Source organism: Vibrio pectenicida, assembly GCA_024347015.1.
In the GTDB taxonomy this organism is placed as follows: Bacteria; Pseudomonadota; Gammaproteobacteria; order Enterobacterales; family Vibrionaceae; genus Vibrio; species Vibrio pectenicida.
On sequence record AP024890.1, the window covers coordinates 818636 to 841792 of the forward strand.

The 23157-nt window shown below is 42.9% G+C and carries 19 protein-coding genes; 11 read left to right on the forward strand and 8 right to left on the reverse strand.

Annotated elements, in window-relative coordinates:
- Positions 1–2: 2 nt before the first annotated feature.
- Genes OCV27_RS18630 through OCV27_RS18645 form a run of 4 tightly spaced genes read right to left on the reverse strand, consistent with a single transcriptional unit; the run spans position 3 to position 4039 of the window.
- Positions 3–815 carry an enoyl-CoA hydratase/isomerase family protein gene (locus tag OCV27_RS18630; RefSeq protein ID WP_125321244.1) on the reverse strand — a complete coding sequence of 271 codons (813 nt, stop codon included), beginning with the start codon at positions 813–815 and terminating at the stop codon, positions 3–5.
- Between the two features lie 9 nt (positions 816–824).
- Positions 825–2429, reverse strand: coding sequence for a carboxyl transferase domain-containing protein (locus OCV27_RS18635; RefSeq protein WP_125321246.1), 1605 nt, complete (start codon positions 2427–2429; stop codon positions 825–827).
- Between the two features lie 10 nt (positions 2430–2439).
- The gene (locus OCV27_RS18640; protein ID WP_125321248.1) at positions 2440–3609 is read right to left on the reverse strand and encodes an isovaleryl-CoA dehydrogenase; all 1170 of its coding nucleotides are present in this window, start codon (positions 3607–3609) and stop codon (positions 2440–2442) included.
- Between the two features lie 52 nt (positions 3610–3661).
- The gene (locus OCV27_RS18645) at positions 3662–4039 is read right to left on the reverse strand and encodes a MerR family transcriptional regulator (protein WP_125321249.1); all 378 of its coding nucleotides are present in this window, start codon (positions 4037–4039) and stop codon (positions 3662–3664) included.
- A gap of 247 nt (positions 4040–4286) precedes the next feature.
- On the opposite strand from OCV27_RS18645, the gene OCV27_RS18650 reads away from it, so the two are divergent.
- From OCV27_RS18650 to OCV27_RS18680, 7 genes are read left to right on the forward strand one after another with little or no spacing between them, the layout of a single operon-like run.
- The gene (locus OCV27_RS18650; RefSeq protein WP_125321250.1) at positions 4287–5498 is read left to right on the forward strand and encodes a thiolase family protein; all 1212 of its coding nucleotides are present in this window, start codon (positions 4287–4289) and stop codon (positions 5496–5498) included.
- A 19-nt stretch (positions 5499–5517) separates the two neighbouring features.
- Positions 5518–7011 carry a CoA-acylating methylmalonate-semialdehyde dehydrogenase gene (locus OCV27_RS18655; RefSeq protein ID WP_125321252.1) on the forward strand — a complete coding sequence of 498 codons (1494 nt, stop codon included), beginning with the start codon at positions 5518–5520 and terminating at the stop codon, positions 7009–7011.
- A gap of 11 nt (positions 7012–7022) precedes the next feature.
- A complete protein-coding gene (locus tag OCV27_RS18660; RefSeq protein WP_125321254.1) occupies positions 7023–8177 on the forward strand; it encodes an acyl-CoA dehydrogenase family protein in 1155 nt (384 codons plus the stop codon).
- Between the two features lie 18 nt (positions 8178–8195).
- Positions 8196–8984: an enoyl-CoA hydratase gene (locus OCV27_RS18665; protein ID WP_125321255.1), complete on the forward strand. Its 789-nt coding sequence runs from the start codon at positions 8196–8198 to the stop codon at positions 8982–8984.
- An 8-nt stretch (positions 8985–8992) separates the two neighbouring features.
- On the forward strand, positions 8993–10123 hold the full coding sequence (locus OCV27_RS18670) for an enoyl-CoA hydratase/isomerase family protein (protein WP_125321257.1): 1131 nt from the start codon (positions 8993–8995) through the stop codon (positions 10121–10123).
- A gap of 33 nt (positions 10124–10156) precedes the next feature.
- A complete protein-coding gene (gene mmsB, locus OCV27_RS18675; RefSeq protein WP_125321259.1) occupies positions 10157–11059 on the forward strand; it encodes a 3-hydroxyisobutyrate dehydrogenase in 903 nt (300 codons plus the stop codon).
- A gap of 12 nt (positions 11060–11071) precedes the next feature.
- On the forward strand, positions 11072–11830 hold the full coding sequence (locus OCV27_RS18680; RefSeq protein WP_125321261.1) for an SDR family oxidoreductase: 759 nt from the start codon (positions 11072–11074) through the stop codon (positions 11828–11830).
- A gap of 57 nt (positions 11831–11887) precedes the next feature.
- Here the strand turns inward: OCV27_RS18680 and OCV27_RS18685 are convergent, their stop codons facing one another.
- Entirely contained in the window at positions 11888–13555 is a 1668-nt protein-coding gene (locus OCV27_RS18685; protein WP_171361529.1) for an electron transfer flavoprotein-ubiquinone oxidoreductase, read from the reverse strand.
- A 216-nt stretch (positions 13556–13771) separates the two neighbouring features.
- Between OCV27_RS18685 and OCV27_RS18690 the strand changes: the two genes are divergently transcribed.
- The 3 genes from OCV27_RS18690 (at position 13772) to OCV27_RS18700 (ending at position 16797) form a co-directional block, all read left to right on the forward strand.
- Positions 13772–14521 carry an electron transfer flavoprotein subunit beta/FixA family protein gene (locus OCV27_RS18690; protein ID WP_125321263.1) on the forward strand — a complete coding sequence of 250 codons (750 nt, stop codon included), beginning with the start codon at positions 13772–13774 and terminating at the stop codon, positions 14519–14521.
- A 10-nt stretch (positions 14522–14531) separates the two neighbouring features.
- Positions 14532–15470 carry an electron transfer flavoprotein subunit alpha/FixB family protein gene (locus OCV27_RS18695; RefSeq protein WP_125321265.1) on the forward strand — a complete coding sequence of 313 codons (939 nt, stop codon included), beginning with the start codon at positions 14532–14534 and terminating at the stop codon, positions 15468–15470.
- Between the two features lie 547 nt (positions 15471–16017).
- Positions 16018–16797, forward strand: a complete 780-nt coding sequence (locus OCV27_RS18700; protein WP_245986733.1) for a GGDEF domain-containing protein — start codon at positions 16018–16020, stop codon at positions 16795–16797.
- Between the two features lie 42 nt (positions 16798–16839).
- Here OCV27_RS18700 and OCV27_RS18705 read toward each other — a convergent pair whose 3' ends face one another.
- Genes OCV27_RS18705 through pdhA form a run of 3 tightly spaced genes read right to left on the reverse strand, consistent with a single transcriptional unit; the run spans position 16840 to position 20043 of the window.
- Positions 16840–17976: a dihydrolipoamide acetyltransferase family protein gene (locus OCV27_RS18705; protein WP_185759781.1), complete on the reverse strand. Its 1137-nt coding sequence runs from the start codon at positions 17974–17976 to the stop codon at positions 16840–16842.
- Positions 17973–18956, reverse strand: coding sequence for an alpha-ketoacid dehydrogenase subunit beta (locus OCV27_RS18710; protein ID WP_125321271.1), 984 nt, complete (start codon positions 18954–18956; stop codon positions 17973–17975). The genes OCV27_RS18705 and OCV27_RS18710 overlap by 4 nt, the downstream gene beginning before the upstream one ends.
- Positions 18949–20043, reverse strand: coding sequence for a pyruvate dehydrogenase (acetyl-transferring) E1 component subunit alpha (gene pdhA, locus OCV27_RS18715; RefSeq protein WP_125321273.1), 1095 nt, complete (start codon positions 20041–20043; stop codon positions 18949–18951). Before pdhA ends, OCV27_RS18710 begins: the two co-directional genes overlap by 8 nt.
- Positions 20044–20688: 645 nt before the next feature.
- On the opposite strand from pdhA, the gene OCV27_RS18720 reads away from it, so the two are divergent.
- Positions 20689–23001 (forward strand): methyl-accepting chemotaxis protein, encoded by a 2313-nt coding sequence (locus OCV27_RS18720; RefSeq protein WP_125321275.1) that lies wholly within the window; start codon positions 20689–20691, stop codon positions 22999–23001.
- Positions 23002–23157 lie beyond the last annotated feature (156 nt).

Consider the following 23157-nt stretch of genomic DNA (forward strand, 5'->3'; position numbering starts at 1 on the left):
ACTCATGACGATCCCTCATCTACCCAACTAGGTGACCGCTTGTCAAAGAATGCGCTAAGTCCTTCTTGTCCTTGCTCGGAGACCCTAACTTTAGCGATTAGCTCACTGGTAAATTCTATCAGGTTGTCGTCCAGTGGTTTAGATTCACACTCTTGAATCAAGTGTTTGGTTTTTTCCATAGCGATAGGGCTGTTGGTCAGAAGGTGGGTGATAACAGCTTCTCTGCGATCGTTCATTTGGTCGGTTGAAACTATGTCATGAACCAATCCCATTTCCCTTGCACGCTCCGCATCAAAACGCTCTGCTGTCAGCATGTATCGTCTTGACTGACGAGCCCCAATAGTGCGATTAACATAAGGGGCAATAGTTGCAGGCACTAAGCCCAGTTTTACTTCACTAAGGCAAAATAATGCGCTGTCATCTGCAAGTACTATGTCACAGCAACAAATTAGCCCCAGAGCACCGCCAAAAGCGCAGCCATGAACCATTGAGAGGGTTGGTCGAGGAAAGCTGTCTAGGCAATGCATCAGATGAGCTAGCCTTGATGCATCTTGGCGGTTTTCTTGCTCAGTTTTGCTTGCCATAGACTTCATCCAAGTTAAATCTGCACCAGCAGAGAAATGTTTACCATTTCCCTTTAAAATTAGGCATCTAACCGATGGATCTTGTGCTAGGGTTTCGATAGACTCGATCAGCGCTTCAATGACTTCGATGTTAAAAGCGTTATGCTTCTCAACACGATTAAGAGTTAATGTTGCAATGCCACGTGAATCGATTTGGCAATTCAGGTATGTCCTATCCTTGGTGTTGTTCATACCGTATCCTTACATTCTGAATATGCCAAATTGGCTATCTGGAATCGGCGCTTGAGCGGCCGCTTTTAGAGCTTGCGATAGAACATCACGTGTTTGTTTAGGATCTATTATGCCATCGTCCCATAACCTTGCGCTGGCGTAGTAAGGGTGCCCTTGCTGCTCATAAAGATTGACGATTCCTTTTTTGAATTGGTTTTCCTGAATGTCTGACCATGGTTCACCTTGACGTTTTAGGACTTCACGTTTTACTTGGGTTAAAACCCCCGCAGCTTGCTCGCCACCCATCACAGATATTCTGGCATTAGGCCACATCCACATAAGTGTTGGATCGTAGGCTCGACCACACATTCCGTAATTACCTGCGCCGTATGAGCCACCGATAATAATGGTAAATTTAGGCACATCGGCGCACGCTACTGCCATCACAAGCTTAGCGCCATGTTTTGCAATGCCTCCTTCTTCGACTTTTTTGCCGACCATAAAACCCGTGATGTTCTGCAAGAAAAGAAGAGGAATTTTTCGCTTAGCGCAAAGTTCAATAAAGTGAGCGCCTTTTTGCGCCGATTCTGCGAACAAAATACCATTGTTGGCTATGATGCCAATAAGTCTACCTTCGATGCGCGCAAAACCACAGACAAGTGTTGTACCAAATAACGCTTTGAATTCATCAAAGTCTGAGTCATCGACGATACGCGCGATGACTTCTCTTACATCAAAAGATAAACGCAAGTCTGAATTAACTATGCCATATATTTCTTCAGCAGGTAGTCTAGGAGGTAGGGATTTATCGACTGGCGCTTGATTGGCTACTTGGTTAGTGTTTCCAAGTGCTTCTCGGGCCATGTGCATGGCTTGCTGCTCATTTTCAGCATAATAATCTGCAACACCAGATTTTCGGCAGTGAACATCAGCACCGCCAAGCTCTTCATCAGTGACTATCTCACCAGTGGCTGCTTTCACAAGAGGAGGACCTGCGAGGTAAATGGTGCCTTGTTTTTTTACAATTACAGACACATCGGCCATGGCAGGTATATACGCACCTCCTGCCGTACAAGGCCCTAAAACAACTGCAATTTGAGGTATCCCTTTGGCAGACATACGGGCCTGATTAAAGAAGATCCGACCGAAATGATCTTTATCTGGAAAAACTTCAGCTTGATGGGGTAGGTTAGCACCACCAGAATCGACCAAATAGATACAAGGTAAATTGCATCGTTCAGCAATTTCTTGTGCTCTAAGGTGTTTCTTGACTGTCAGTGGATAATAGGTTCCGCCTTTCACTGAAGGGTCGTTCGCTAATACCATACAAGGAACACCTCTAATTTGGCCAATACCAGCGACAACACCTGCACAAGCTATCGATTCTTCATAGACTTCCCATGCCGCGAACTGGCCAACTTCGAGAAACTCTGAGCCAGCATCAAGCAGAAGATCGATCCGTTCTCGAACAGGAAGTTTACCTTTTTTTCTTTGCCTTTCTACCGCTTTGGGCCCACCGCCTTGTTTGAGGCTTTCTAAATCAGCACTGAGTTTTTCTACCAGCCCAGCCATTGCTTGTTGGTTCTTAACAAACAATGGGGAATCGGTTTTGATCTTAGTTTTTATTACTGCCATAACATCCTCGTTATCGTGACTCTTCAAACAGTTCACGTCCGATAAGCATCCTGCGAATTTCTGAGGTTCCTGCACCTATTTCGTATAGTTTTGCATCTCTTAACAGACGACCTGCAGGAAATTCATTGATATAACCATTACCACCGAGTAGCTGAATGGCATCTAAAGCGATTTGGGTTGCTAGCTCTGCACTGTATAGAATGACACCTGCGGCGTCTTTTCTTGTGGTTTCCCCGCGGTCACAAGCCCCTGCTACGGCATAGACATACGAACGAGCTGCGTTGGCTCGAGTATACATGTCTGCAACTTTGCCCTGGATAAGCTGAAACTCGCCAATGGAACGGCCGAACTGTTTGCGGTCGTGAACATAAGGCACAACTAGATCGAGACAAGCCTGCATGATACCTAGCGGCCCTGCGGCAAGTACTACACGTTCATAATCCAACCCACTCATCAGTACTTTAACGCCCTGATTGACTTGACCAAGGATATTTTCGACTGGGACTTTACAATTGTTGAACACGAGCTCACAGGTATTTGAGCCTCTCATTCCGAGTTTATCGAGTTTTTGCGCATGGCTAAAACCTTCAAAATCGCGTTCAATGATGAAAGCTGTGATCCCTTTTGAAGCAGCCGCTGGATCAGTTTTTGCGTATACCACCAAAACATGCGCATCAGGTCCATTTGTGATCCACATCTTATTTCCGTTGAGCACATAATGATCACCATTTAGCTCTGCTTTGAGCTGCATACTGACAACATCAGAGCCCGCGTTAGGTTCACTCATTGCTAAAGCGCCAATATGTTCGCCACTGATCAGCTTAGGCAGGTATTTCTCACGTTGCGTTGCATTGCCGTTGCGAAATATTTGGTTGACGCACAAATTGGAGTGTGCACCATAGCTTAGTGCAATGGATGCTGAAGCTCGGCTGATTTCCTCCATTGCGACTACATGAGCGAGGTAGCCCATACCGGCACCACCGAACCGTTCATCAACGGTCACGCCAAGTAGGCCCATTTCTCCCATTAAAGACCAAAGATGATTTGGAAATTGGTTTTCCTCATCCACTTTAGCCGCAATAGGAGCTATGTGTTCTCGAGCAAAAGCATTGACGTGTTCCCTCATCATATTGATTGACTCGTCGAGTCCATAGTTGAGGGGGGTGTATTGAGATATCATATCGCCTCCAATTGAGCGGTTTTGCTGTTAAGCATCCATTATTTAAGACATATCAACTGGCTTTAGATCGTTCTAAAGCCTCTTCACATCGCTTACGGGCAATATTCAAATCTTCCATCACTATAGTGATGTCTTCAAGCTGGCGTTTGAGTACTGCTTCTTTGTCATCGATGATTTTGAGCATCTTAATTAGTTGAGTATCTAGTTGGTTTGTATCGTAAAGCTCTAATAAATCACGGATTTCAGCGAGTGAAAATCCCAGCCGTTTTCCTCGTAAAATCAACTTGAGACGAACCTTGTCCCTACGCTGATAAACACGCATGTTTCCTTTGCGTTCAGGCTGAATTAGGCCCATATCTTCATAAAAGCGGATACTTCTTGTTGTTATATCAAACTCTTTAGCGAGCTCGCTGATTTTGTAGGTTCCCACCAAGTGAAACTCCCAAAGTTTTAGTGATAGATCGTTCACTGTTCGCTACGACGGTAAAAAAGATTTTACAGTTGGCGAATGTGTTTCTTTACGTTAACGTAAATGTTAGTGCTATGCTTACGTAAACGTCAAGAAATAACCGCGCAAAAATTTAATGGCTTGAAAAAGTAAAAGCGATGTTCAAAAAATTCGCTTTGTCGTTGCTTGAGGAATAAAGCCGTAACTCAACAGTCATGAGGAGTAGGCAATGGAACAGAAAGAAATTTGGATTGTAGCGGCCAAAAGGACACCAATGGGTCGTTTCCAAGGAATGCTATCTGAATATCCTTCACCTAAGCTGGGGGCTTTGGCAATTAAGGCTGCTGTTGATGAACAGCCAGAACTTGCAGAGCTTATCAATGAAGTATACATGGGGTGCGTTTTACCAGCAGGAACTGGCCAAGCTCCAGCGAGGCAAGCCGCTTTAGGGGCTGGTCTTAGTGAAGGTATTGGCTGTACAACCATCAACAAAGTGTGCGGTTCTGGTATGAAGGCAGTTATGCTTGCTCACGATCTCATTCGCTCAGGGAGCTCTCGGTGTATTGTGGCTGGCGGAATGGAAAGTATGACCAATGCGCCATATTTACTCAAAGAAGCGCGCTCTGGTATGCGTATGGGCCACAAATCGAGTTATGACCACATGTTTCTTGATGGACTTCAAGATGCTTATCAAGGTGAATTGATGGGTGTATACGGTCAACAAATTGCTGATAAGTTAGATTTTTCTCGCCAGCAAATGGATCAATGGGCGTCACTTTCGGTTAGTCGTGCAATGCAAGCTCAGCAACAAGGACTGTTCGATGACGAACTGGTGCCAGTTGCCCTTAAAGGCGATGAAAAGCTCGATTATGACGAACAGCCTCCGGCTATTAAACCGGAGAAAATCCCTCAACTTAGGCCTGCATTTGCTAAAAATGGATCCATCACTGCGGCAAATTCTAGTGCGATTTCTGATGGCGCAGCCGCTTTAATCGTAATGGATGGTCAATTGGCCGAGCAGAAAGGTTTGAAGCCTTTGGCGATAATAAAAAGCCATGCAACGCATGCTCGCCAACCTTCTGAATTTACCATTGCACCTGTGCACGCTATTGAACACTTATTATCGCAGCTTGATTGGGGCATTGACGAAGTCGATTTATGGGAAATAAACGAAGCGTTTGCCGTAGTGACTCAGATAGCGGTTAAGCAGCTCGGACTCGATAGCGAAAAAGTGAACGTCAAAGGCGGTGCATGTGCATTGGGTCATCCCATAGGTGCAAGTGGTGCAAGAATTATTGTGACCTTAATCCATAGCTTGCGTCAATTACAGGCATTGGGCAGTGATGGAAACTCAAATAAAAAACGTGTGATGAAAGGTATTGCATCACTGTGTATTGGTGGCGGTGAAGCGACCGCTATTGGAATAGAAATACCTTTATAAAAGAAAAGGATAATCAATCATGATTCAGTCAGTTCCCTTATTCATTGGTGGAGAGTTCTGCCAATCTCAAACAACCGAATGGGTTGAGGTAACAAACCCAGCCACAAGCGAAGTGATTGCCAAAGTTCCATGTGCAACTGAACAAGAAATGGAACATGCAGTGATTAATGCCGCAGAAACATTTAAATCATGGAAAGAGGTATCGGTCTCAGAACGCGCACGTTTAATGTTACGGTATCAACATTTACTAAAAGAGCACCATGATGAACTTGCTGAAATATTGTCGAAAGAAACGGGCAAAATTTTCATTGATGCCAAGGGTGATGTTTGGCGCGGTATTGAAGTGGTTGAGCAAGCGGCAAATATTGCCAGTAATATGATGGGTGAAACGGTCGAAAATGTAGCGACAGAGATTGATACCTATTCGATGATTCAGCCTCTTGGCGTGTGCTGTGGTATCACTCCTTTTAATTTTCCTGCCATGATCCCCTTGTGGATGTTCCCGCTGGCGATTGCAGCAGGTAATACCTTTGTTCTCAAACCTTCAGAACAAGTTCCTCTTACAGCAATGCGATTAGCCGAACTTTTTGAGGAAGCGGGAGCACCTAAAGGAGTACTACAGGTGGTTCATGGTTGTAAAGAACAAGTCGATAAGCTGTTGGTTCATCCAACCATTCGCGCTGTTTCGTTTGTTGGTTCTGTTCCTGTAGCGCAATATATCTATAAAACGGGAACTGATTTTAACAAACGAGTTCAAGCGTTTGCTGGTGCAAAAAATCATATGGTGATTATGCCAGATGCAAATAAAGCACAGGTGATTAATAACTTAGTTGGTAGCTCTGTTGGCGCGGCAGGTCAGCGTTGTATGGCGATTTCAGTGGCCGTTTTTGTTGGCAATACGAAAGACTGGGTAGACGATTTGAAATCGGAAATGGCCAAGATGCATCCCGGTGCTTGGAATGACGATAAGGCGACGTATGGACCACTGATCAGTAAGGAAGCGAAAAACCGAGTTGTGAACCTGATAGAAGAGGGCAAAGTGCAAGGAGCAGTATGTCAGTTAGATGGTACACAGTGTAATGTTGAAGGTATGCCAGAAGGAAATTGGCTAGGCCCGACTTTGTTTACCGGTGCTACAACAGATATGTCTATCTATGAGCAAGAAATATTTGGTCCAGTACTGATTTGTATGGAAGTGGAGACTTTAGAGGAAGCGATTGAGCTTATCAACAATAATCCTTATGGCAATGGGACTTCTATCTTCACTGCTAACGGCGCTGCGGCTCGTAAATATCAACATGAAATCCAAGTTGGTCAAGTTGGTATTAATGTTCCTATACCTGTTCCACTCCCTTTCTTCTCATTTACAGGGTGGCGAGGGAGTTTCTATGGAGATTTACATGCATATGGAAAACAGGCAGTGAGGTTCTATACCGAAACGAAAACCGTTACTACACGTTGGTTTGATGATGATATCCCGACAGGACCTAACTTAACGATTCAGTTGCGATAACGGGAGGAGAAATGGACTTTGAATTGAATGAAGAACAACGTGCTTTTGCAGAAACCGCGCAGCAGTTTGCCATGGGCCAACTCGCGCCCATGGCAGCTGAGTGGGATGAAAAACAAATCTTTCCCAAGGATGTAATAAAAGCGGCCGGAGAGCTGGGTTTTTTGAGCTTGTACACACCAGATGATCAAGGTGGTCTGCAGCTAAGCCGACTTGATTCTGCGATTATTTTTGAACAGCTAGCGATGGGATGTACTTCAACGACGGCTTTTATGACCATTCACAATATGGTTACTTGGATGATTGCAAGTTTTGCTTCTGCTAATGCAAAACAAGAGTTTTGCCCAAACCTCATTTCCGGTGAATGGCTAGGCTCGTATTGTCTGACAGAGCCTAATGCGGGTTCTGATGCTGCTTCTTTAACAACCAGTGCCCAAAAGCACGGTGATACCTATGTGATAAATGGTGGTAAAGCTTTCATCTCTGGAGCAGGGGATACGGATGTACTGGTCGTTATGGCGAGAACGGGTGAGCAATCAGCGAAAGGTATTTCAGCCTTTATTGTGCCTGCCAATGCAGATGGGATAAGTTACGGACGTAAAGAACCTAAGATGGGCTGGAACAGTCAGCCTACTCGCGCTATTACCTTCGACAATGTTGTTGTGCCAGAGCACTATTTATTGGGAGAAGAAGGGCAAGGCTTTTCGATTGCGATGAAAGGGTTGGACGGTGGTCGTATTAACATCGCAACTTGCTCTATTGGTACAGCGCAACAAGCGCTCAACGAAGCGTTGCAATACGTTAAGGAAAGAAAACAGTTTGGTAAAGAGCTGTCTCATTTTCAGGGCTTGCAATTTAGGTTAGCAGATATGGTGACAGAGCTGGTTGCGGCCAGACAAATGGTTCGCTTAGCGGCAAGTAAACTCGATAAACATGACCCAGAAGCTACGGCATATTGCGCTATGGCCAAACGCTTTGCTACCGATGTTGGATTCAAAATATGTGATCAAGCACTACAACTTTTTGGTGGCTATGGTTACATTAAAGAGTACCCTGCTGAACGTCATTTTAGAGATGTTCGCGTGCATCAAATTCTTGAAGGTACCAATGAAATTATGCGTCTTATTATTGCTCGTCGCGTGTTATCGGAAGGCTCTCAACTCGTTTAAATTTAGGGACAGGTAATAATGAATTATTCACAAAGTGGTGCAATTGAGCACATAATCCAAAATCATGTGGCGATAGTCACCATGAACAATCCGCCTGCAAATACTTGGACAGCAGAGAGTCTTTTAGAGCTTAAACAACTTGTCCTTACTCTCAATGATAATAAAGATGTTTATTCGTTAGTCCTAACAGGGAAGGGAGACAAGTTTTTCTCTGCTGGGGCAGATTTAAAACTCTTTGCCAGTGGTGATAAATCGGTAGCTGTTGATATGTCGCGTTTGTTTGGTGAAGCATTTGAAACCTTATCGAGTTTTCGCGGCGTCTCAATTGCGGCGATAAATGGCTATGCGATGGGAGGTGGTTTAGAAGTTGCCCTTGCATGTGATATTCGTATCGCGGAAGAGCAAGCAGTTTTGGCACTACCTGAGGCGAAAGTAGGTTTACTTCCCTGCGCGGGTGGTACACAGAACCTCACTGCTTTAGTTGGTGAAGGTTGGGCTAAACGGATGATTTTATGTGGGGAGCAATTGACTTCTGAGCAAGCACTTACCATAAAACTTGTTGAAGAAGTTGTTAGTAAGGGTAATGCTTTAGATGCTGCAATAAGCCTTGCAGAAATGGTCGCTAACCAGTCACCTTCATCCGTTGCGGTATGTAAATCTCTTATTCAAAACACAAGAACCAGTCCCTTGACTCACGGTTTCATCAAAGAGCGTGAGTTGTTTATCCAGTTGTTTGATACTGAAGACCAAACTGAAGGGGTCAATGCGTTTTTGGAGAAACGCCCGCCTCAGTGGAAAAATGGTTAGGAGGTTACATGACAGCAAGTGTTCGTTTTGAAACTCTAGATTGCCTTGAAGAAAACACCAAAGTTGGTATGGCAACTTTAGATAATGCGCCCTCTTTAAATGCCCTCAACTATGACATGTTGGTACAGCTTAAAGCTCAACTTGAAGTTTGGCATGAAGATGACAATATCATTTGTGTTGTCATTGAAGGACAAGGAGATAAAGCTTTTTGTGCTGGTGGCGATGTACGTACTATGCACGATAAGATGCGTGATGGTTCATGTGAGGAAATAGCAGGTTATTGTACGTCTTTTTTTAAGTTGGAATATGAATGCGATTATCTCATCCATACTTATTGCAAACCTATTATTGCTTGGGGGCATGGGATTGTAATGGGGGGTGGTATGGGACTTTTTATGGGAGCCAGCCACAAGGTTGTTACACCTCAAAGTCGACTGGCCATGCCAGAAATTAGTATAGGGCTCTACCCAGACGTTGGTGGAACTTGGTTCTTAAATAAATTAGACCCTGGAATAGGGTTGTTTCTGGGTTTAACGGGTGTGATGGTTAATGCTAGCGATGCGCTAGGTATTCGACTTGCCGACCATATGGTTCGTGCGGAAGATAAAGAGGCATTGTTGTCTCGCCTTAAACGCACATGCTGGTCGGAAATTGAAGATGTATATCGAGAGGTGACAAGGTCACTTGCTGATATAGGCAATGAGGTGAATGGCCATCAGCCAGATCCACAAATGTTACCTTTTATCAATGAAATCCAAGCCGCATGCAGTGGAGAAAGTGTCATTCAAGTGAGTGAAAATATTCTCAACCTCTCTGGGCAGACTAAATGGATGGAGACAGCCAAAAATAATCATGCGCAGGGTAGCCCGATTACGGCACATGTTTGTTTCGAGCAACTTACTCGACACAATGATTTGTCTTTGGCTGATTGTTTTCGTCTGGAGCTTAATTTATCAGTCCGCTGCTGCTTGCTTGGTGAATTTCGTGAAGGTGTAAGAGCTCGTCTGATAGATAAAGATAATCAACCTAAGTGGATTTATAACCAAGTCGCTAATGTAGACGAAACCACTATTGATACTTTGTTTACCTCTTTGTGGAGTGAACAAGAACACCCATTAGCACAACTTGGCCATTACTAGGGGCCGTTGCTCTTAAAAAAAGGAAAATTACTCATGAATACCATCGCGTTTATAGGTTTAGGTAATATGGGCGGCCCTATGGCTGAGAATCTTTTGGCAGCAGGGTTTAAGGTTAAAGTATTTGATTTGATGCCAGAGGTAGTTAAAGGTTTAGAGTCTGTGGGTGCAATTGCTACATCATCAATCTCAGAAGCTGTCAAAGGAGCTGAAACTGTTGTCACCATGCTTCCAGCAAGCCAGCACGTTAAGGATGTTTATCTTGGTGATGATAAAGGTACAACAGGATTACTTGACTTGGTTGACGATGGGGCTTTTCTCATTGATTCGTCGACCATTGATCCTCACTCAGCCAAAATGGTAGCCGCTCGTGCTGCGCAAAAGGGTCTTGATTTTGTTGATGCGCCAGTATCTGGCGGTGTCGCGGGTGCAAAAGCAGGGACATTGACATTTATTGTTGGTGGTTCAGAAGTTGCCTTTGCTAAAGCAGAAAATGTTCTTAAACATATGGGAAAAAATATTTTCCATGCGGGCAATGCTGGCGATGGGCAAATGGGTAAAATTTGCAACAATTTGATGTTAGGTATTTTGATGTCTGGTACCTGTGAAGCCCTTAATTTAGGGATTGATAATGGGCTTGATCCTAAAGTCTTGTCCAATATTATGTTGCAAAGCTCGGGACGAAATTGGGCTTTGGAACTGTATAACCCATGTCCAGGTGTTATGGATACGTCACCTGCAAGCAATGATTATCGCCCAGGTTTTATGAGCAAGCTGATGCTTAAAGATTTGGGTTTAGGTCTTGATGCTGCCGCAATGAGTCAATCTTCGGTTCCAATGGGATCTCTCGCACGAAATTTGTATGCTTTTCATAACGCAAACGGTAAGGAGGAGCTAGACTTTTCAAGTTTGTTCGAGTTTTATCAATCAGAAAAGTAATGGGGTACGCGGATGGAATTAAAACAGAGTGTGATAGCTATTACTGGTGCTGGGCAAGGTTTAGGCCAGATGATGGCGTTAACATTGGCGAAAGCTGGGGCTGAGTTGGCTTTACTTGATGTCAACGATGAAGCTTTGCTAAATACCAAAGAACAGTGCAATATGCTTGGTGTTAAAGCATTGACTTATAAGGTTAATGTGACTGATGAACGGCAGGTTGAGCAGGTATTTAGCGACATTGTTAGAGACTTTGGTCAGTTGGATGGTTTGATTAATAATGCTGGTATCCTTCGGGATGGTTTGTTGATTAAGGTGAAAGATGATGAGATGACAAAGATGTCTTTGGAGCAATTTAGCTCAGTAATTGATGTTAATCTCAACGGGACTTTTCTCTGTGGTCGAGAAGCTGCGGCTCAGATGATCAACACCCAACGTAAAGGCGTGATTATTAATATTTCTAGTGTTGCAAGAGCAGGAAATATTGGCCAAAGTAATTATGCTGCTTCCAAGGCTGCAGTCGCGACATTAGCCACCACTTGGGGTAAAGAGCTTGCACGCTACGGAATTAGAGCCGCTGCTATTGCACCTGGTGTGATTGAAACATCGATGACGGGAGGGATGAAGCCAGAAGCTCGTGAACGTTTGGAGAAGATGGTTCCTGTCGGTCGGATGGGCTCTCCAGAAGAGATAGCACAAACAGCGAAATTTATTTTTGAAAATGACTATGTGAACGCGCGCGTTTTTGAAGTAGATGGTGGAATCTTTATGTAAATGAGCATTATTGTTTGCTAGAAGGCACGTTTTTAACGTGCCTTTATTATTTATGGGTTACATATTCTGATAATTGGGCCCCCCGCCACCTTCTGGTGGTAGCCAAGTAATATTTTGCGAAGGATCCTTGATATCACATGTCTTACAGTGGATGCAGTTTGCCGCATTGATTTGTAGTTTGGGTGAGTCATCAACAGTAACGATTTCATACACGCCAGCTGGACAGTAGCGCTGGCTTGGTTCTGCAAATCTTGGTAGATGATTTTCAATAGGGATACTGGCATTCTTTATAACCAAATGGCATGGCTGATCTTCCTCGTGTTGAGTTCCTGAAAGATATACCGATGAGGGCTTATCAAAACTCAATTTACCATCAGGCTTGGGGTAATTTATGGTTTCGCATTCAGAGACTTCTTTCATTCCAATATGGTCTGGGTGAGGGTCAGATATGTTCCATGGCACGGAGCTATTAAATATTTTATGCCATACATTTTGCTCCAGAGTTGCTATCGCACCACCTGCAATTGCACCATATTTGTGAATTGACGAAGCAAAGTTACGACTTTGGTTAAGTTCTGTAAAGAGCCAAGATTGTTCAAACACAGTCTGATAGTCCGGCTCTGTTAAACTATGCCCTGATTTTAGTTGTACGAAAATGGCTTCTGCTGCAAGCATGCCTGATTTCATGGCAGTATGACTACCTTTAATCTTACCTGAACTAAGAGTTCCAGCATCACAGCCAATTAACAGACCCCCCGGAAATTGCTGCTTTGGTAAAGAACGAAGGCCTCCTTTTGCAATAGCACGAGCACCATAAGCAATTCTTTCACCATCTTTGAGGTATTGGCTGATTAAAGGGTGGTGTTTGTAGCGCTGGAATTCATCAAATGGACTAAGGTGGGGGTTGGTATAGTTTAAATCGACGATAAGACCAACGACAATTTGATGGTTATCTAAATGATACAGAAAGCTACCACCATTTGAACTTGTTTCATTCAGTGGCCAACCAGCACCATGAAGAACACGACCCGCTTGGTATAAAGGGTGGTCATTGGAAACTTGCCATATTTCTTTAAGCCCCAGCGCGTAATGTTGAGGCTCGCGTCCCCGGTCTAACTCAAATGTATGGATCAATTCTTTACCTAAGTGACCTCGGGCACCTTCAGCAAAAATTGTGTACTTAGCTTTGAGTTCAATGCCTGCTTCAAACGTTGATTTTTGTTCGCCTGATTTATTCAGCCCCATGTCTGAAGTGTTTATGCCAGTTACGGCACCGTTTTGATCGTAATTGATACTGGTTGCAGCGAATCCTGGATAAACTTCTATCTCGAGTTCTTCAGCTTTTTCGCCTAACCAACGGCACAAGTTCGCTAGGCTTATAACATGATTATTTGAGCTGTTATGCATTAGACTTGGCGTCATAAAAGATGGGATCTTCACATGCTGCTGCTTTGATGTTAAGTAGAAAAATTCATCTAGGTTGACCGGGTTGTTGACCGGAGCCTGCAAACTTTGCCAATCAGGAAATAACTCATCTAATGCTTTTGTTTCAAACAGAGCACCTGAAAGAATATGAGCGCCAACCTCTGCACCTTTTTCTACCACACAAATAGATACAGGTATGTCATTGATCTTACTCAGCTGTGCAAGTTTTATTGCAGTTGATAATCCTGCAGGCCCTGCGCCGACTACGACGACATCAAACTCCATACATTCTCTTTCCATTGGTGTAAACCTACCTTTCCAACTGTTTAACACTAATCAATATAGTCTAGTTGACGTAAACGTAAACTTAACTAAGCTGAGTATAAGAGAAAATCGGTAACCAATTATGTTTAATGTGAAGCCGATCAGCAAAACATAGCTAAGACGTTTAAAATAAACATACTGATTATCAGACTGTTACAGTTGTGTAGTTACTTTTAGCACCAAGGAGGAGATGTGAAAGTATTAGTAGCCATAAAGCGAGTGATTGATCCTTATGTGAAAGTCAGGGTTAAGAGTGATGGCAGTGGTGTTGAAACGAACAATGTTAAAATGTCCATGAATCCATTTTGTGAAATCGCTGTAGAAGAAGCGGTTCGCCTCAAAGAGTCGGGCACTGCTGATGAAGTTGTAGTAGTCTCTATTGGAGATGCGGCTAGTCAGGAAAACCTCAGAGGAGCCTTGGCTCTCGGGGCCGATAGAGCGATACATATCAAACATGATATTTCTCCTGAACCTCTCGCGGTTGCGAAATTGCTTAGAGCTGTGATGGACAAAGAGAATCCCACACTGGTTTTTCTTGGTAAGCAATCTATTGATACTGATAACAATCAAGTGGCTCAAATGTTAGCTGCGTTAACTAGCCGTCCACAAGGCACGTTTGCTTCTGAACTGAAAGTTGACGGTGAAGGCATTTGCGTGACTCGTGAAGTAGATGGTGGACTTGAGACAGTAAAACTTCAATTGCCTGCCATTATTAGTACTGATTTAAGGCTCAATGAACCACGTTATGCTTCATTACCTAACATTATGAAAGCTAAGAAAAAACCACTAGAGGTAATTTCAGCAGATGATTTAGGAGTTGAGGTGACGTCTACGCAGGAAATCATTGAAGTTATGGCACCTGAATCACGTTCAGCAGGTGAGATGGTGACGAGTGTGAGTGAATTGATATCCAAGCTTAAAGATGAAGCTAAGGTTTTATAGGGAGATGAGCATGAATTCTAAAGCGTTAGTTATCGTTGAGCATGATAATCAAGTGTTAAGTAGCGATACTCTTAAAGCTATTACAGCAGCTAGTACCCTTAATCAGCCATTGAATGTTCTAGTGATTGGTTGTGATTGTCAGTCTGTTGTCGATTCTGTCTCGAAAGTTGAAGTTGTTTCAGCAGTACTTGTCGCAGATTCTGAGATTTATCAGCATCAAATGGCTGAAAATTCAGCTCTTTTAGCTCAGAAGGTGGCAGAGGATTATACTCATCTGTTCGCGCCTTCTACGACATTTGGTAAGAATTTAATGCCAAGAGTGGCAGCTTTGCTCGGTGTTGGTCAACTTTCTGATGTGATAAAAATAGAATCTGAAGATACAGTTATCCGACCCATTTATGCGGGTAATGCTTTGGCCAAGGTCAAGTCTTTGGATAAAGTAAAAGTGATTACTGTTCGAAGCTCAGCTTTCGAAAATGCGCCAGTGAATAATGACTCCAGTGCAGAAATAAAGGTTGTTGACATCAATGTTGGTAACGACTCGTCACAGGTTGTTGAGCGGCAAAAAACACAGAGCGTTCGTCCGGATTTGCCAGCCGCGAGAGTAGTGGTTTCTGGTGGACGGGGAGTTGGAAGCAAAGAAAATTTTGCTTTGATTGAACAATTAGCCGACAAACTTGGAGGGGCTATTGGTGCTTCACGTGCGGCTGTGGATGCAGGCTTCGTGTCTAATGATTTACAAGTAGGACAGACAGGCAAGATTGTTGCACCTGAACTCTATATAGCTGTGGGGATATCAGGCGCTATTCAGCACCTTGCGGGTATGAAAGATTCTAAAGTAATTGTCGCCATCAATAGTGACTCAGAGGCACCAATATTCGAAATCGCAGATTACGGTCTTGTTGGTGATTTATTTGAAATTTTACCTGAGTTAACAGCATCAGTGTAAAGCAAAACCCTCAAATATGAAGGCCATCCCGATAGTTGTTTTACCAATTATCGGGATTAATTGAAATTTCATTCCTGTATTATTTAATAAAAATCAGCTTGAAAGGGCACTGAATCTTAGTAGATTTCCTAAACTAAACCTATAAGGCAAGTTATGGGGCGTTTTCTGAATGACAATACATCTAGATATTGCAACTTTATCAATAATTTGTGTCTTGTTGTCAGTGTGTTATTGCATAGGGTTGTTTTTGATTCAGAGACTTCAGCCAAGTGTACGCGGTATTAACACCATTGCCACATCACTCTTATTACTTTCTGTAAGTTTTTTCTTCCTTAGTTTCGGCAATAATATTAGTTTGTGGTTATCGAAAATCCTAGCCAATTCTTTAATGGCTTTCAGCTATATTTTGCTGTTATTGGGTATTTGCCAATTCAAAAGTTTTAGTGTGAAGCTCTCTAACGTCGGTTTTTACAGCTTTCCAATCCTCGTTATAGGATTAACTTACTTTACCTTTTTTATGCCTTCCACTAATGCGAGGGTAATTTTGATGTCAGTATATATTTCGAGTATGTGTTTCGTTGCCGTTATAGCTAATCATAAAGGTAAAAGCACGGATATTTCTACTTCAACACTTTTGCTGTCTGTAGGGTTGGCAATACAGGCTAGTTATAATTTTTTCCGCTTTGGTTGGACAATATTTGATGGTGCTATCAATGACTTCATGCGTGCGGGCACCGTACATCAATTAGCATTTGTTAGTACATTGCTTATGATTATTCTTATCTTTTTTTCAATAACTTGGATGCTTACAGGCCGATTAGTAGCAACGCTTCATGATAGTGCGATCAAAGATGAATTGACCCAATTGTATAACCGACGTGCACTCGAAGAGCTGCTTCCTACTGAGGTGGCCAGGGCACATAGACATGACCAACCGTTATCGATTGTTTTGCTTGATATTGATCACTTTAAACAAGTCAATGATACTTATGGCCACCAGGTAGGCGATGAGGTATTACGTATAACGGGGCGAGTGCTCAAGCTCCACACCCGCAGGGACGATTTGAGTTTTCGTTATGGAGGAGAGGAGTTTATGGTTTTGTTGCCTAATACTGATGTTGAAAAAGCGTTGATTGTGGCGGAAAAACTGCGGGAAGAAATAGAAGAGGCTAGAATGCTACCGAGTAAAAAAGACCGCTGTACCGCCAGCTTTGGTGTAACACAACTACATGATGAAGAATGGCAAAGCGCTGTAGAGCGCGCTGATATCGCACTCTACAATGCCAAGACAAATGGCCGCAACCAAGTGATCGCAGGGGAGCATTAGTCTTTCAATGTGAAATTTTCGTCCTGTGCTCCCAAAATGTGTTTATTTGAGTTTCATTTCTAAATGTTCAACCATGAGCTTGGTAAAACGTGCTGCTTCTCCGCCAGTACAAGCTCGATGATCGAATGTTACTGATAATGGCATAGCCTTAACCGCAACTGCTTCATTATTTCGCATAACGACTTTTTCGATGATTCGCCCTGCACCGACGATAGCAACTTGAGGTGGTGAGACTACCGGAGTAGCATAGATCCCAGCAATAGCACCGAAGTTAGACACAGTAATAGTTGCATGCTGCAGTTGCTCGCGGCCAATTTTACGATCACGAATCCCAGCGACAGTATCATTGAGCCATGAGCGAATATCAGCTGTTTTTACTTCGTTTGCGTTGCGTAAAACAGGTACATATAGTCCATGATTGCTGTCCACAGCGATACCAATATTCACGGTACTGTGGACACAACGAGTCATTGTTTCGGCATCAAACCAAGCATTTAATGCTGGCTCTTTTTGGCAAGCATGAACCACAGCTTGGATTAAACGGCCAGAAATATCTTCACCTTTTACCCAGTTCTCAAGCAATGCTTCTTCTGTAATCGTTACGGAGGCGACATTGTGATGAGATTCTGACATAGTCCCAACCATGGTTCGACGTGCACCTTTTAACACCTCAGTACCGGGTTGTTGTTTGCCTGCTTCTTCATAAATGTCGGAATCGGTGATCATACCGTCGTGTCCACTGCCTTTTAACTTCAATAAATCGACTCCAAGCTTTTTAGCTAATAGTCGTGCTGAAGGCATAGCGGTAATAGGAGAGTTATCGTCAGTATTACGAGAAGCTCCGATCCAGAAATCATCAACATCAACTTTGTGAGTTTGGCTGGAAACGTTGCCAACTACTGTTGCAGCATCCTTTTGTCTTTCTTTGCTGTTCTCACTTGCTCCTTCTTCTTCAATTTCTAGTAGAAGACTACCAATGTTGATTACGTCACCTTCTTCACCATGACGGCTTACAATTTTTCCGCTATATGGCGCAGGTACGTCGACAACGGCTTTTGCTGTTTCTACAGTCAAAATGATCTCGTCTAATTTGACCATATCACCGATGCTTACATGCCATTGCACTATTTCTGACTCTGCAAGTCCTTCACCAAGATCCGGTAGTAAAAACGATCTCATTTCCAATCCTCCATGAGTTCTTTAGCTGCAATAACAATGTCTTCTTCTTGAATCATAAAGTAGTCTTCGTTTCTATAATATGGCATGACAGTATCCATGCCAGTTACACGCCTAGGCGGAGCTTTCAATGTGCACATGGATTGTTCAGCTACTCGTGCAATAATTTCAGCGCCAACCCCACATGTTCTACTCGCTTCATGGACGACGAGTAAGCGTCCAGTCTTATTGAGAGACTTAAAGATCGTATCCATGTCGATAGGTTTAATGCTGGCTAGGTCAATCACTTCTGCCTCGATACCTTGCTCAGATAAGCGGTGGGCAGCTTGTAATGATTCAACGACACAGGCTCCCCATGTAACAAGAGTAAGGTCTCTGCCTTTACGCAATGTAAAGCAGGTATCAAGAGGAAGTGCCTCACCATTATCAATAACATTCGATTTAACAGTACGATAGATCCTTTTAGGTTCAAAGAACATAACGGGATCGTTACTTCGAATGGCTGCTAGTAATAGGCCGTAAGCGCGCTGTGGTGAAGAAGGAATCACAACCCTGAAGCCAGGTATATGAGCGAATAAAGCTTCAATGCTCTCAGAGTGATGTTCTGGTGCGTGAATGCCACCTCCAAACGGTGCTCTAAATACAGCAGGGCAAGTTAAACGCCCACGTGTCCTATTACGCATTCTTGCAGCATGGCAAATCAGGTGCTCTAAAGCAGGAAAGACGAATCCTTGAAATTGAAACTCGGCAACTGGTCTTAGTCCTTGCGTAGCCATTCCTACACTGACACCACCGATCAAAGCTTCTGCCAATGGAGTATCGATAACCCGTTTAAAGCCAAATTTATCTTTAAGGCCGACAGTTGCTCGAAACACGCCACCATTATCACCAACATCTTCTCCTAAGACGATGACATTGTTATCGTTTGCCATTTCGTGGTGAAGAGCAAGGTTTACTGCTTCAACTAATGTAATCTCAGACATGCTTACCACCTTGCATACGCATTGCTTTAGTTACCAGCTCATCACGCTGCTTGTTTAATTCTGAAACCGGAGACTCATAAAGATAGTCAAATGCCGCTTCTGGTGCCTGAGGTGGAAGGTTTAGGTAACGTTCAACGGCTTTCTCTACTTCTATTTTTGCGCTTTCTAGAAGAGCTTTTTCATCTTTTTCAGACCAGTGCCCCTGATTTGATAAGTAAGTTTTCAATCTCTCTATAGGCTCATATTGCCATGCTTGATTGAGTTCATCTTTACTTCTATAACGGTTCGCATCATCAGCTGTAGTATGATCGCTCAGACGATAACTAATAGCTTCAATCAGAGTTGCGCCTTTACCTTTTTTTGCTCTGTGCAGAGCAGTTTTAATCGCATCATACATAGCGACGACATCATTACCATCAACGGTAATTCCAGGGATACCTGCACCTTTAGCTTTTTCAGAGAGGAAGTCAGCAGCACATTGCAGGGCTCTTGGGACTGAAATTGCCCATTGGTTGTTGTTTACCACGAATACTAACGGAATATTCCAAGTGCCAGCACAGTTGATTGATTCGAGAAAGTCACCTTTTGACGTTGCACCATCACCACATGTGACAAGAGCAGCATTATGGTCACCAGCAATTTTTAATGCAGCAGCAACACCCACTGCATGAGTACACTGAGTTGCAATAGGAACACAGTAAGGTAAATCGTGGCATGTAAGTTCACTATCTTCGAAATCAAAATCGCTACCACGTTCATCGCCTCCCCAGTACTGGAGGTTTTTCTCCATGCCAATACCACGCACCCACATTGCGGGCATATCCCGGTAATAAGGAATGAAAACGTCTTGAGGTTTTAATGCATGGCCAATGGCAATACCAAAGGCTTCTGCACCCAAGTGTGATGGGTAGGTACCTAACTTTCCGGTTCGTTGTAATGCGACAGCTTTGTTGTCGTAGGTGCGTGCAACAACCATGTCACGATAGAACTTTTTCAGCGTTGCTACATCAGCCCACTCTGGAAGTGGTTTGATGACCTGGCCATGGTGGTCGATAAATCGATTCATGGGTAATGCCTGAACGTTCATATCAAGCTCCTTGTTGTGCTGCATTCTCTGGCAGCAATTAATTAACATCCTCCGGGCGTGGCCACTTTATGACATTCTGAGTTTTTAATCATATTGAAACACTATTCTGGATAATTGGGTAAACCTGTTTTTTAACACTAATATATAGACATTATCCAGTTGTGAATGTCGGCCATGCCAGTTGGACTAAGTGTAACTAATTTGTTAAATATTGCCTCCTGCTGAACACTCTTTCGAGAGTAAACTAATCCTTACAAACGTTAAAAAACAGATGAAACTACTGGTTTTTTTGCTGCGAGGTAGTGAAATCTGGAAATATTCACTAATGATTTGATGAATTTTACTAGAATATTATCTGGATTTTTTTATAAAAAGGACCAAAAAGAATCATTTATGGTGGAAAAATCAGAGTCAAAACAGGCTATTGAATGACTTTCTAGCATGAGAATGTGACCTAATATCGACCGATATATTTAGATTAATTTGTATCAAAATGGCTTCAAGTAGTGAATATAAAACTTAGATAAAACTTAGATAAAACAGGGTTATTATATTACAATAATGTCAATAGCCGTGTTGGTTACGTTAGACGGTTAGGCTCAAAATAATAAACTGCGGGCACAAAGTACCGCATAAGGGCTTCATATGAAAATTGCCACAAAAATAGTCATAGCTTCGACTTTGTTGTGTAGTCTAGCGGTTGTTGCCACTGGTACATTTGTGGGTTGGCGAGCGTCGGTGTTATCAGAGCAAGCATTATATCAGCGAGCGATGAGTCAATTGACATCGATTAGAGAAAATAAAAAAAGTGAAATCGAAAACTATTTTCAACAGATTCGTGGCCAAATGGTAACCGTGGCTAATTCTATCGGGGTCAAGGACGCTATGGTTGCGTTTTCAGATGCCTTTGAGAGATATCCTGTTGAGTTAGTCAGCTCAACGGATATGAATAAGTTATCGGACTACTACTCGTCTGGTTTTGGTGAAACATATCGGAGTACTAATGGTGGTCAAAGTGCTAATGAGCTACAAGTCTTAGCCAAGTTATCGGGCAAAGCTAAAGCACTACAGGCCCGTTATATTGGTGTGAACCCAAACCAACTGGGTGATAAGCATCAACTTATGGCAGACTCTTTAGGTACAGAATATGATGAGGTCCATAGAACCTATCATCCGAGTATCAAAGGGTTTTTGGAAGAGTTTGGTTACTATGATATTTTCCTAGTTGATACGAGTGGGAATATTGTCTACTCAGTTTTTAAAGAATTAGACTACGCAACGAGCCTGTATTCCGGACCTTATGCGTCTACTGGTATAGCGCAAGCATTTAAACAAGCTTTGAATATTAGCCCCTCGCAGTATTACTTAGAAGATTTCTCTCCCTATTTTCCTTCATATGAAGCCGCTGCCTCTTTCATTGCTACACCCATTGTGGTGGATGGTAGCACTGTAGGAGTCCTAATATTCCAGATGCCGGTTGATAAGATAAATAGCATTATGACATTTGGAGAAAATTGGCAATATGCAGGTTTAGGGCAAACGGGAGAAACATACTTAGTTGGTCCTGATGAATTATTAAGAAGTGAATCGCGCTTTTTGATCGAGTCGCCAGAACAATATTTTTCAGAACTTAAAACATTTGGTGTACCAGCGGCGACGTTAGAACAAATAGAAGGAAAATCCTCTGCAATTGGTCGCTACAAAGTCAGTAGTACAAGCGTCAAATCAGCACTTAGTGGAGAAAATGGCACTGATGTTGTAACGGGCAAAAGGGGAGTTGAAGTTTTATCTGTCTATTCCCCCCTCGATGCCGCAGGTTTAAAATGGGCAATTGTTACTGAAATCAATAAAAATGAAGCCCTAGCAGATTTAGAAGCATTGATTCAGTCAAAATTTATCACCGTTGTTATCAGTATCGTCATTGGCGTAATTGTTGCCATATGCGTTTCTTATTTTTTGGGAAGGAGTATCGCTCAACCAATTAGTAAGGCAAGTAATAAAATCAAACGCATCAGTAATGAGAACGATCTTACAGAGCGCCTTGATGAAAATGGTAAAGATGAGATGACGGATTTAGCTGTGTCGCTTAATTCTTTATTTGCTCATCTTCAAGACATAATTCGGAAGTTTGCCCAAGCAACAGATGATCTGAATAACAATATTCATAGCATGAGTGGGAGTATGAATAGTACTCGGTTGGCGGTAACAGACCAGAACGAACGCGCTGAATCTGTTGCAGCAGCAATCAACCAAATGGGGAACTCAATTTCAGAAGTTGCAGAGTTTGCCAACCGAGCAGCAGAATTTGTCAAAAATGCGAATGAAACTGGTAGCCAGGGAGTAAGTGTTGGCCGAAATTTGGGCACAGAGATCTCTCAGCTCAATGAGGAGATGCAAACCGCTGTAGATGCAATCAGTCGTCTCGATAAAGAGAGCAACTCCATCGCAGAAGTACTGGATGTTATCCAAGGAATCGCAGAACAAACTAATTTATTGGCTCTTAACGCTGCTATAGAAGCCGCGCGCGCTGGTGAGCAGGGGCGGGGTTTTGCAGTGGTAGCCGACGAAGTCCGCAATCTTGCCGGAAGAACTCAGTCTTCGACTGAAGAAATCAGAGAGAAGATAGAGTCGTTGCAAAAAGAGACAGGTGACGTGTCAACAAGTATAACTAATGCCAATGAAACAGTGTCAAAAGGCGTAGAAACGTGTGACACAAATGCTCAGATGCTCGAACAGATTGTAACTATGTTAACTGACCTAAACGAAATGAATGTTCAAATAGCGGCTGCGACAGATGAGCAACAATCTGTGACAAACAATATTACAGATAGTATTACGTCTATCACTGATTCCTCATCGGAGGTTTCCAGTCAGGTTGGAGATGTCGATACTATTTTAAAGGGACTGTCTTCTCAAGCAGAGCAACTTAATTCAGAAGTTTCACAATTTAAGTATTAGTTTGGCTCAATATTTTGAACTAAGTTGGAATTTCACTCTGATTGACGAACGTGCGGTTGAGATGGCTTTTTAACCATTTGAATAAAAAAGACTAAAATTCTGTTGACCTGAAATAATAATAGGTTAAAGTACGCCTCGTTCCAGCGGGTTAGGCTC